At 70.5% G+C, this 11,256-nt stretch carries 10 protein-coding genes; 6 read left to right on the top strand and 4 right to left on the bottom strand.

Features of this window, described 5'->3' with window-relative positions:
• Nucleotides 1-132 precede the first annotated feature (132 nt).
• Complete coding sequence (locus tag MFF56_RS30600) at nucleotides 133-339, bottom strand: DUF6582 domain-containing protein (RefSeq protein WP_066926828.1); 207 nt, start codon at nucleotides 337-339, stop codon at nucleotides 133-135.
• Nucleotides 340-1,179: 840 nt separating this feature from the next.
• Here MFF56_RS30600 and MFF56_RS30605 point away from each other — a divergent pair.
• Nucleotides 1,180-1,482: a hypothetical protein gene (locus MFF56_RS30605; RefSeq protein WP_066926830.1), complete on the top strand. Its 303-nt coding sequence runs from the start codon at nucleotides 1,180-1,182 to the stop codon at nucleotides 1,480-1,482.
• A gap of 51 nt (nucleotides 1,483-1,533) precedes the next feature.
• Here the strand turns inward: MFF56_RS30605 and MFF56_RS30610 are convergent, their stop codons facing one another.
• From MFF56_RS30610 to MFF56_RS30620, 3 genes are all read right to left on the bottom strand, one after another.
• Nucleotides 1,534-1,743 (bottom strand): hypothetical protein, encoded by a 210-nt coding sequence (locus MFF56_RS30610; RefSeq protein WP_066926832.1) that lies wholly within the window; start codon nucleotides 1,741-1,743, stop codon nucleotides 1,534-1,536.
• A 253-nt stretch (nucleotides 1,744-1,996) separates the two neighbouring features.
• Nucleotides 1,997-2,377, bottom strand: a complete 381-nt coding sequence (locus MFF56_RS30615; RefSeq protein WP_308445295.1) for a response regulator — start codon at nucleotides 2,375-2,377, stop codon at nucleotides 1,997-1,999.
• The gene (locus MFF56_RS30620) at nucleotides 2,374-5,673 is read right to left on the bottom strand and encodes a GAF domain-containing protein (RefSeq protein WP_156453988.1); all 3,300 of its coding nucleotides are present in this window, start codon (nucleotides 5,671-5,673) and stop codon (nucleotides 2,374-2,376) included. The genes MFF56_RS30615 and MFF56_RS30620 overlap by 4 nt, the downstream gene beginning before the upstream one ends.
• Nucleotides 5,674-5,989: 316 nt before the next feature.
• Here MFF56_RS30620 and MFF56_RS30625 point away from each other — a divergent pair, with 316 nt between their 5' ends.
• The 5 genes from MFF56_RS30625 to MFF56_RS30645 all read left to right on the top strand — a co-directional run.
• Nucleotides 5,990-6,334: a response regulator gene (locus MFF56_RS30625; protein WP_308445296.1), complete on the top strand. Its 345-nt coding sequence runs from the start codon at nucleotides 5,990-5,992 to the stop codon at nucleotides 6,332-6,334.
• A gap of 339 nt (nucleotides 6,335-6,673) precedes the next feature.
• Complete coding sequence (locus MFF56_RS30630) at nucleotides 6,674-7,078, top strand: hypothetical protein (RefSeq protein WP_066926840.1); 405 nt, start codon at nucleotides 6,674-6,676, stop codon at nucleotides 7,076-7,078.
• Between the two features lie 598 nt (nucleotides 7,079-7,676).
• Nucleotides 7,677-9,398 (top strand): sensor histidine kinase, encoded by a 1,722-nt coding sequence (locus MFF56_RS30635; protein WP_238232090.1) that lies wholly within the window; start codon nucleotides 7,677-7,679, stop codon nucleotides 9,396-9,398.
• A gap of 183 nt (nucleotides 9,399-9,581) precedes the next feature.
• Nucleotides 9,582-9,719 (top strand): hypothetical protein, encoded by a 138-nt coding sequence (locus MFF56_RS30640; protein WP_197430783.1) that lies wholly within the window; start codon nucleotides 9,582-9,584, stop codon nucleotides 9,717-9,719.
• 271 nt (nucleotides 9,720-9,990) lie between these two features.
• A partial coding sequence (locus MFF56_RS30645) for a sensor histidine kinase (RefSeq protein ID WP_283207451.1) occupies nucleotides 9,991-11,256 on the top strand: 1,266 nt, incomplete at its 3' end.

The raw sequence follows: 11,256 nt of genomic DNA on the forward strand, positions 1-11,256 counted from the left end.
CGGTCATTTCCAGCCCTCGATGACAGCTCGCCGGCACGATATGCCACCAAGCCATCGAGGATCGCGGGCGGCTGATCCGGGCTACCGCAGGCCCGTCCAGTTTATGCCCGGCGACGCAGCATGGCGGTGGCGCTAGCCCTTGCCGAGAACCTTGTCGGCCTTCGCGTCGACCTTCTTCTTGTCGGCTGCGGAAAGGTTGCCGGCCTTCTCCTGCTGCGCGGCGCGTGACTTCGCGTTCCGGGCGTGCGCCTTGTCTTCGACGGGGTACTTCCGCTCCTCGGGCAGGGCGAACTTGCTCCTGCTCAGGTCCTCGCGGTCCTCGGTCTTCAGTTTCGACATCGCGGCCTCCGGGTATCCGGGGGGGTGAACGCGGCATCGGTAGCCGTGGTGCCCCCGCCGGCGGGATCGAGGTGGGCAGGTATCCGCTCCATGCCAAGCTTTTGTCCGGCTGCCGGATGTGGACGGCAGCGGCTTCGATCTTGCCCGAACGACGAACTCAGGCGATCAACCGAAATCCATCAGGAGTCATCCACCATGAAACGCGCCGCGCCGCACCAAGTTTGAGTAGCACTCCGGCATAGTTGGCGGACGCTACCCTTCGAGGCCGCAATTCGACAGACAAAGGTCCACAACTTTAGGATGTTGAGGCTGCCGGTGCGACTATTCCGTCTCAATGACGGCTATCGGGCTCCAAGCGGGCATTCGCGCGGTTGCAACTGAAGGTCCGCTGGTGGCGCACAGCCGAATAAGCGGCGTGCGAACTCCTGACCCTTTGCAGACTTAGCGGCTGGCCGGATGAGACGTCTGCTTCGAGCGGAGAAGCGGACCTCTCCGGGGCGGTCACGACATCAGCATGTCGTGGCCCATTAAGCGGCTCACTACATGTGCGGTTATTGCTTTCCTGGGCAGCCGGCAAACCGCTTTGCCAAGCGCCGTGCTCGGAGGGCCTCGTCCACCTGATTGATGAAGGAGCGCACATCGCTGGCGCTAGGACGCGCGACGCCCACGAAGGGAAACCACTTCCGGGTATTGACGTGGCAGGCGGCGCACGCGCCCACGGTCCGACCCAGCCGCCGAAGCGTCTGCGCCCGCCGGGTACGGTAACGCGGAAAGCTGGGGGAAATCGCACTGTCTGTGCGCGTTCCTCGACGGGATATTGCTTCCTCCGAGCCTGACATCATGACCGTCGTCCGAATCCAGATATACGCCTCGTCGAACGGCGACCGGTGGTTCCTCTGTCGTGGGGAGAACGTCGAGGACGTGTTCGTCTTTCACGAGCCGAACGGCCCATCCGGCGGTACGCCGTCCCGAAGCGACCTCACGACGTTCCTCGCCTCCGGGCACGGTACGCCGGAGCGCCGGGCGCTGCTCGGCAAAATCGGCGCACTGGTGGACCTCGGCAGGGCCAGCCCGCCTTCCTCCGCCCAGGGTCCCGAGCCGGGCACGGCCGGCGCCGAGCCGACGCCGGGTGAAGGCGCTTAGATGAGACCTTGAGCCCTCGCGCCGGATCGCACCTCCCGCCGGGCCCGGCCCCTATCGGAGCGTCGGGGACTCGCCGGGCTTGAGGTGGGGGTCGCTGCCATCGGGGCCAACCAGCGACACGTGGTCGTTGAGGCGGCCCAGGTGCTCGAAGACGTGCTCGAAGGCATCGGTCACGGCCCGCTCGAAGGAGCCGTCCCCCTTGCCCTGCGCGTCCCCGAGTGCGCTCAGCAGCGCGCGGTGCTTCTCGGTATCCGTCGACATCACGGTCCTCCCGCCGGTTGCGGCATCGGTTCGCGAAGCAAATCTGCCGGTGCGACGCCGGTTCCCCACGGCGCCGGTGCCCGACCCAACCGCGGTGCCGATCCGGCGGTGCGGACAGGGCTCCCCGTCGCCGCCCGGTGAAGGGTGCACGGTCCCGGTCGGGCGAGACATGCCGCGTACGCGGCAAGGACGGACCTGACCCCGTGGAAGCGATGCTTACGTCGACACCACCCACGCTGGCGGGGGCGGTGATCTAGGTGGCGAACTCGCGGATGGCGGCGACGACCTTGGCCTCGCGGAACGGCTTGTCGCAGAACACTCCGCGAGCGGGGATGTGATCGAGGTTGGGCGGGAGTGCCCCCGTCAGGACCAGCTCGATGGGCGGCCAGCGGTCGCGGATCAGCGCGGCCAGCTTGATGCCCATCATCGACCCGCGCACATCCAGGTCGGCGAACACCACCCGAATGTCCGTGCGCTCCTCCAGGATGCGGATGGCCGCCTCGGCGGTACGCACCACGAGCGCCTCGCAGCCGGCCTCCTCAACGAAATCCCGCATGGTCATCGCCAGGATCGGCTCGTCCTGAAGCACCAGCACCACCGGACGCGGGCCGTCGTCCCTGTCCCCCGCCATCATGTCCGCTGCACCTCGACCATCGGTGCACGCATCACCGTCACCACGCCATCCGGGTTGTAAGCCGTATCGACCCCGCCCGTTCCCACCAAGCCGGTGCGGATCAGGCGCGATCCGAAGCCGCGGCTCGTCGGCGCGACTACCGGCGGCCCGCCGCGCTCCTGCCAGCGCATTACTAGGTCCGGCCCGTCGGCCCCGTCCTCGACCGACCAGCGCAGGTCCACATGGCCCGCGTCGTTCGACAGCGCGCCATACTTGGCCGCGTTCGTCGCCAACTCGTGGAGGAGCAACGACGCGGACATGGCCGCGGCCGGGCCCAGGGCCACGTCAGGTCCGTCCAGGGTGATGCGCCCGGCATCGGCAGCGTTGTTGACCACACCCTCGCACACCGCGTGCAGCGGCGCCGGCGACCAATTTCGGCGCAGCAGCAGGTCGTGCGCGGAGGCCAGCGCCTGGATGCGCCTCTGCAGCGTCTCGACCGGCCCGCGGTCGGACAGGGAACGCAGCGTCTGGTTAGCGATGCTGGTGACCATCGCCAGCGTGTTCTTCAGGCGGTGGGACAGTTCGTGGTTCAGCAGATCCTGCCGGGCCTCCGCGTGACGGCGCTCGACCGCCTGGCGGATCAACTCGGCGATCTGCCGGACGAAGGCGACCTCGGGTCCCGCCCATTCCCGCGGGCGGTCGTCGTTCACGAACAGGATGGCCACCATCCGGCCCTTCTCGACGATGGGCAGGTTGATCAGCGCGCGGACGGACACGGCGTCCAGGGCCGCGGCGGTCGCCTTGGTCCGCGGGTCCTCGCGCACGTCCGGGATGACCACGGTGCGGCCCTGCCGCAGGTCTTCGGCGTAGAGGCCGTAATCGTCCAGGCGGTGACGCTCGGCGAGCGCGGGGAAGCCCTGCGCGCTCCAGCCGTCCCCAACGACCAAGGTCTCGCCGTCCGGCCCGACCGTGCCGTAGCCGACCCGCCCGACGCCGAGCACCCGCCCAATGGTCGCCGCGCCCGCCTTCACGACCTCGGCGGCATCGGCGTCCGTGCGCATCCGGTCGCCGAACTCCAGCAGCCCCTCGCGGCGCGCGTCGGCCTGCACCCGCTCGGTCACCTCCAGGAAGATGACCCCAAAGCGCTCGGACCCGAGGGGGAAGGCGCGGCCCTCGTACCAGCGCGCCAAAGCGCCGACCTGCCGGATGAAGCTCACGGGCCGGCCGGTCTCGACCACGTCGGCGAACTCGTGGACCCAGGCGTCCTCGATGCCGGGGAACATCTCGCGGATCGTGCGCCCGACCGCTCGTGCAGGGTCGATGGAGACGAGCTCGCCCCAGGCCCGGTTCACCTCGACGTAGCGCCAATCACGGACGGCGCCCGCCTCGTCGCGGATCACCTCGCCGACGATGAACCCTTCGCTCAGCCGTTCGAACAGGCCGCGCCAATGCGCCTCGCTGGCCGCGAGCCTGGCTTCGGCGGTCTTGCGCTCGGTGATGTCGACGGCGGTCCCGGAGAACCGCACCGGCTGCCCGTCGGGGTCGTGGATGAGCTGACCCTTGCACTCGACCCAGCGCAGGTCGTGCCCCGGGATGGCGAGCCGGTACTCGACATGGAAGTCGGCGCCGTGCTCGAAGGTGTCCCGGATGCGCGCGCGCAACGGTTCGAGGTCCTCCGGGACGACGAACTCCTGGTACTGCTCCATGGTCAGGCCGGCTTCGGTCCTGCCGGCGTCGAGCCCGTACAGCCGCGCGAAGTTGGCGTCGCCGTGCAGCAGGTCGGTGTCGACCATCCAGTCCCAAAGCCCGACGACCCCGGAGGCGACGAGCGCGACCTGCAGGCGCTGGTCGGCCGCTCGCAAGCGCTCCTGGTTCTCCCCCAGGAGCCGCAGCGTCTCCTGGATCTCGGTGACGTCCTGAACCGTGCCGAGCATGCGCACGGGCCGGCCCTCGGAGTCGTGGACGAAGCTGGCGGTACGGGTGACCCAGCGAACCGCTCCGTCGTCGGCGCGTCGGATGCGGTAGGTGGCCTGGGGCGGCGTGGTCCCCGCTTCCCGCGAGGCCTGCGTCGAGGCCAGGTGCGCGTCCTCCGGGACGATCCGGTCCGTCGCGGCGTCGACCGAGAGCAGCGGCGAGACCGGCAGGCCGAACAGGCGGCAGAACTCGGGTGAGACCGTCATCAGCCCCGAGGCGATGTCTGCCTCGTAGGTGCCGATCCGCGCGGCCTCCTGGGCGAGCCGCGAGCGCATCTCGCTGGCGCGCAGGGCCGCCTCGCCGTCGAGCCGTTCGCGCACGGCGGAGAGGTAGCGCGCGATGGTCGCGAAGAAGGTGAGCGTATCCTCGTCGAACGCCCCCTGCGTGCTCGATCCGAACGAGATCACGCCGGAGAGGCGTCCGCGGCTCCGGATGGGATAGCCGGCATAGGCATCGACGCCGCTCTCGCGCGCCATGGCGTAGCGCGGTTCGGGTCCGTCTTGCACGTGGGCCAGCACCAGGGGCTGCCCGGTCTGGACCACGATGCCGCAGAGCGGCTTGTCGAGGTCGATGTCGGCCAGGGCCGCGCGCATCGCCTCGTCCACGCCGATGGAGCCCGTCAGGCGGACGCTGCGCCCGCCCGGCGCGAGGTCGTAGATGAAGCACTGCTCGAAACCGAGGCTGTGCGTGCTCGTCTCCAGGATGGGTTCGATCACGCGGCTCGGGTCCGAGGCCGTGAGCAGGGCCGCCGACGCCTCGGCCAGGATGGCAAGGTGGCCCTCGCGCCGGAGGGCGGCATCGCGGCTGCCGACCGCCACCGCCTTCTCCACCGTGGCGCGTCGCAACTCCAGCAGGCTCATCGCCTGACGCGCGCAGCGGCGGAGGTGCCCGGCCTGGGTGGCGGTCAAGCCATTGGGCCTCGGCTTCGTGTCGATGACGCAGAGGCTGCCGACGGTGTGGCCCTCGGGCGAGCGCAGCGGCGCGCCAGCATAGAAGCGGATGCGGGGCTCGCCCGTCACGAGCGGGTTGGCGGCGGTGCGGGAGTCGGCGGTCAGGTCGGGAATTACCAGGAGATCGGGCTCGGCAAGGGCGAACTTGCAGACGGAGCGGTCGAGGTCGGTCTCGCAGGACGGGAAGCCGACGCGCGCCTTGAACCATTGCCGGTCCCGGGCCACCAGGCTGACCAGGGCGACGGGCGTCGCACAGGCCAGCGCGGTCAATTGGGCGAGGTCCTCGAAGCCCTCCTCGGGCACGGTATCCATGATGTCGTATGCGTCGAGGACGGCCAGCCGCTCGCGGTCCTGCAGCGCGCGGTTCAAGAGGGCCGACGATTCTGGTGACATGCTCGGATCAGTTACATCGGGCCGGGACGCGATGCGTCCCCGGCCGCCGAACTGTTCCCAGCCAGCGGACTTGTTTGCCATGGGGGTCGTGACCCGGCAACTCCCGACGGCGCGACCCTTTCAGTCGCGGCCGACCATCGCGTAGGTTCGCCCGTGGGGCCACGCCCATGCGAAACCCGGTGTTCGTGATCAAACAGTGCGCAGTCGGCGGTCGGGACCTTTTCGAGGCGGTCCAACTTGTACCCCGGCCATGGTCACCTCTATCTCACCCTCGCCTTCCTTCGCCCTCGTCGTGGACGACGATGCGTTCATCCGCATGGACGCCTTGGCGATCCTGGAGGATGCCGGGTTCGAGACCTTGGAGGTCGCCCATGCCGACGCGGCCGTCGGCCTGCTGCACGAACGTCACCCACATCTCTGCCTGCTGTTCACCGACGTCCAGATGCCGGGAAAGATGGACGGCTTCGCCCTGGCTCGGTACGCCGCCGAGCACTGGCCGCACATCTCCATCGTTGTCGCCTCCGGTCAAGCCAAGCCGGGGCCGGGCGACCTGCCAGAGGGTGCGCACTTCATCGGCAAGCCCTTCAGCGCGCAGATCGTGCGAGACCATCTGAGGAGCATGCTCCCGGAGGACCGCAAGCCGGAACCCCTTCGAGGGTGATCCCGTCCGTCTCTGCCTGCCGCTCCTGAGCAAGCCCTACCGGCTGTACGAACTCGCCAACGAACTCCAGGTCGTCATGGGCTGAGCAGGTTCGGGCACATTAGCAACCGGCGTTTCCAGACCTTAGCCTGGCGGGCGGGTGACCGGAAAAGTCATCCCAGACTGCCCGCGAACCGCTCCGCCAGACGCCACTCCCTGAACGCCTGGCTCCCACGTCCGGCATGGTGAACCGAAACCGTCGCGGCGGGTCGCTGCGACCGACGCGCCCTGCGATGCGTCCGGCGCCAATTCCCGTAAACGGCCGCGTCCAGGCTGCCCCTGGTTTCTTGGGAGGGTGGCATGAAGAACTGCGTGGATCGCGTCCTGCAGATGGAAGCCTACGTGCGCCAGGACGACCAGGAGGGCAGGAACGGCGTCTACGGGGTGCTGGAGCGCGCCGACGTTGTCTGGGCGGTCTGGTCGGACGACGGGGAGACCCCGGTGGTCCGCGTCATCCGCGGCCGGGACAGGGACGGTCCGGACCTCAGGCATGGCACCCTCGAGTTCGAGAACGAACTCGGTGCCCTGGAAACCGCCTCGTTCCATGGCGACGAGATCGGCCTCCTTGCCGACGGCAGGACAATGGACGTGCCAGAGCCGGCTGTCCCGCAGCACCTGATCGGCCACCTGATGTCGGACCCCGTCCTGTTCTACGACGGGACCGAGATGGAGTTCGTATGCCCCTTCGAGACCGAGGACGCCTGAGGACCGCGGACTGCGTCCGAAGGGGTGACGGTTCCCGGCGGTCGCGGTGCGCCAAGTCGGCCGGCGCCGGTGACCGCCCGGACGCGAGTCCCCGGCGCCGACAAGGAGCCCGTCGCGGTCCGATAGGCATCGCCCGTTCGGTACCCGTCGCCGCCCCCGGAGCCGCCCAAGGGCGATCCGCCGTCAGGACCGTCCCGCAGCGGCCGGGACCCTCGACCGGCCCTGGGCGCGTCACCGGCATCGGGGTCGGCGCCTGGGTCGTCATGCTACGGCATCGCGGCCGGGCGTCGTCCGAAACTTAAATCGGCGAGCACGTCCCGGTCGTTCGGGTGCGCACCGGCCGGCATGCGCCGGTTGCATTGCCGGCCAGGGTGCGACGGGTCGTCGGGCCAATGCCGATCCGACCTCGATGCCTCGTGCAGCACGAGCGTCGGGGCGAGAGGGAACCCGCCCCTCCGTCGCGGCTTGGGGTCGAGGTGGTTTCGGGTCGCGTCCCGGCATAGGACGGGAACGGCATGCAGGTAACGACGGCCCCCCTCGACCCCCTGGTCTCCACCTTTCTGGCACGCGGCATCGTCGAAGGCGAGGACCGGCCGGCGTGACGCTGACCACCCGCATCCTGCTACTGGTGCTGCTGGCGCTCGCCCCCGCCCTCGCGATCCAGGGCTACAACGAGTACGCCCTACGCGCGAGCCGGGACGCCGCCATCCAAGTCGATGCGCTCGCGACCGCCCGCGGCGTCGGGCAAACCCTGGCTCAGATCGCCGAGGGCGTTCGCCAATCCCTCGAATTCATTTCCGAGGATCCAACGGTCAAGGCCAGGGACGCGGTCGGCTGCACCGCCTATCTCCGCCGCGCCGCCGCGCGGATGCCCAGCGTCCTCGCCTTCTCCCTGTCTGCCCCGGACGGCCGCGTCGTCTGCAACAGCCGCGGCGCTGCGCCGGGGTCCTACGGCATGGGGGAGCGCGACTACCACCGCGAGGCGGTGGCCCGGCAGCTCTTCGTGATGGGCGGCTACGCGCGCGGCAAGGCGACCGGGCGGGACTCGATCCACTTCGCCCAGCCGCTCCTCGACGAGGACGGTCGCACCATCGGCGTCCTCAGCGCCGCCGTCGACCTCGAATGGCTGGGCGGACGCCTGCGCCAGGCGCTGCGCCTGAACGACACCAGCATCACGCTGGTCGACCGCGACGGGCTGATCCTGGTTCGCCACCCGGACAGCGATGGGTGGGTCGGCAAGCCGCTGCCGGCGGAGCGGGCCGCGGTGCTGACCGGACGCGGCGAGGGCGTACGCGTCGCCGCCGGCTTCGACGGGCGCGAGCGGGTGCTCGCCGCCATCCGCCCGCCCGGCGCCGCGGCGGACGCGTGGCTGATCGTCGGACGCGACCATGAGACAGCTTTCGCCGACGTCGACGAGGCGACTTGGCGCGGCGTCACCCTGGTCCTTCTCGGCGCCGTGTTGGCGGTCGCCGCGGCGCTGCTCGCCGGGCGCGCCTTCATCCGGCGGCCCGTGGGCCGGCTGCTGCGCACAGCCTCGGCCTGGCAGCGCGGCGACCTCGGAGCCCGCACCGGTATGGGTGGCTCGACCGAGTTCGGCCGGCTCGGCGAGACGCTCGACGCCATGGCGGTGGTCCTGCAACGCAAGGAGGGCGACCTGCACGAGGAGATCCGGCGGGGGCGCGACATGCAGGAGCGTCAGGTCACGATGCTGCACGAACTGAACCACCGCGTGAAGAACACGCTGGCCACTGTGCAGGCGCTGGCGCGGCAATCGACGCGCGGCGGTGAGGCGGCGGGCGAGCGTCTGGAGGCGCGCATCCTGGCCCTGTCGAAGACCCACGACCTCCTCACCCGGGACGACTGGAGCGGCGCGCCGCTGCGCGAGGTGGTGGAGGCCGAACTCGGCCCCTACCGCGGCGGCTCCTGCCGCATCGTCCTCGAAGGTCCCGACGTGGCATTGTCGCCGCGGCACGTGCTCTCGCTCGGCATGACCCTGCACGAGCTCGCCACCAACGCCGCCAAGTACGGTGCGCTGAGCGTGCCGGGCGGCGAGATCCGCGTCCGCTGGAGCGTTGAGCGGACCGGCGACGGCGCGCGGCGCCTGCACCTCGACTGGGCGGAGAGCGGCGGTCCGCCGACTTCCGTCCCGTCGCGGCGGGGATTTGGCACGCGCCTGATCGCGGTCAGCGTCGAACGCGAACTCGACGGGACGGTGGCGCTCGACTTCAATGTGGAAGGCCTCCGTTGCGCCATCGTCGTTCCGCTGTCGCAGGCCAGCGCGGACTACATGAGCCCGCTCGCCATCCCCACCGCCCATTGAGCGGTCCGCCCCCGCGCCGTCACCCGTCAGGACGCTCGCAGGCCTCGCCGGCGACGGCGGCGACCGACGCCCAGCGGGCGGCGCCTCCCGGGTCCCGGGAGGGGCGCCTTCCACGACGGAACGCGGCCCACCCGGAACGGAAGGGCGGGCCGGGCATTGCCGCCTCTTATGACGGAGGCGGCGATGACGGAGAAGAAGGGCCACGGCAGCGGGACGGCCAGGAAGGCAAACGCCAAGGCGAGCCACGAGGGCAAGCCGAACCCGCGCAAGTCGTCCGCCGCCCAGGCGGAACTCGGCAGGAAGGGCGGCAAGGCGAAGTAGCCGGGCGCGTGGCGTGTGCGGAATCCCCGGCCCGGCAAGGTCACATGCCTCGGGAAGCGTGTGCCCCGCCGACGAACGGCATGTCGGCGGGCGCGTTCCACCAGGGCCATGCCGGTGAGTGGGATTAGATGGGACGACAAGTCGATGAGGTGGTTCGAGCACGAGGAACGAACAAACGGACCAGATCCCGGCCGCCTTGCGGGACCGGTCGCGCATGGCTGACCCCAAGCGACCCGCAACCCCGGCCGCGGGTGCGGTAGGCAAGGCGCGAATGACGTCCCGCGCAGCCGCCTGCCTCGGGCTCGCGACCTCAGCGTCCGTGATGACGGGCTGGCTGCTCGACATCCCCGACCTGCGGACCATCCTGCCGGGCGAGGCACCGATGGTGGCGCTGACCGCCCTGGCCCTCGTTCTCCTCTCCGGGGCGCTATTGCTCTCCGCCTGGCCGGAGCGACGGTCACTTGCCGTGCGGGCCGGCCGCGGCCTCGCCGCCGGCGCCGCCGCGCTGGCCCTGGGCGGCGGCATTCAATACCTCGCGCCGCAAGGGTTCCGGCTCGACGACTGGACGCAACGCCTCTTCTCCGGGCCTCTCGGACCTGGGGACGGGATGTCCCTGGCGACGATCTGCTGCATCCTCGGCGCCGCGGCGGGCCTGCTGCTGCAGGACGCGCGGAGCCGCCGGCTCCGCCAGGTCGGCGCGGCGGCAGCCCTGTCGGCGTTCGTCGGCGCCGCGGTCGGGGCGCTGGGATATGCCTACGGCCTCGGCGGCTTCCACCAGGGCGGACCCTACTCGCGGATGGCGCTGGTCACCGCCGTCACGCTGGGCGTCCTCTCCGCCGGCGTGCTGCTCAGCCGGCCGCATGGGCCGTGGACCGCCATCGTCCTCGGCGGCGGCGAGGTCACGCGGTACCTGCTGCCCGTGGTCGTCGTCGCGCCGCTGCTCCTCGGCTCGCTGCAGATCCACGCCGCCCGCACGGGCCTGCTGGAGGCCGAGACCGGGACCGCGCTCCTCGTCATCGTCCTGGCGATCTGCCTCGCGGCCCTGAGCGTCCGGCTCGCGCGTGACGTCGAGCGGCGCAGCGTCAGCGAACGCCGGCTACGCGAGACCCTCCAGGGCATGAACGAGGCTCTGGAGCGGCGGGTGGCCGAGCGGACCCGCGACCTCGCCGAGACGCAGGACGCCCTGGTGCAGTCGCAGAAGATGGAAGCCATCGGCCAACTCACCGGCGGCGTGGCCCATGACTTCAACAACCTGCTTACCGTCATTCGCTCGTCGATGGACTTCCTCCGGCGCCCCGACCTTCCGGAGGAGCGGCGGCGCCGCTACATGGACGCTGTCTCGGACACCGTCGACCGGGCCGCACGGCTGACGGCGCAACTCCTCGCCTTCGCCCGGCGCCAGACGCTCAAGCCGGAGGTGTTCGACGTCGGCGCGCGCCTCGCAGGCATGGCCTCCATGCTCGACACCCTGACCGGCGCGCGCATCCGCATCGTGACCCAGAAACCCGATGGCGCCTGCCTCGTGCGGGCCGACGCC

The organism is Methylobacterium hispanicum (genome assembly GCF_022179285.1).
GTDB classification, from domain to species: Bacteria; Pseudomonadota; Alphaproteobacteria; order Rhizobiales; family Beijerinckiaceae; genus Methylobacterium; species Methylobacterium hispanicum.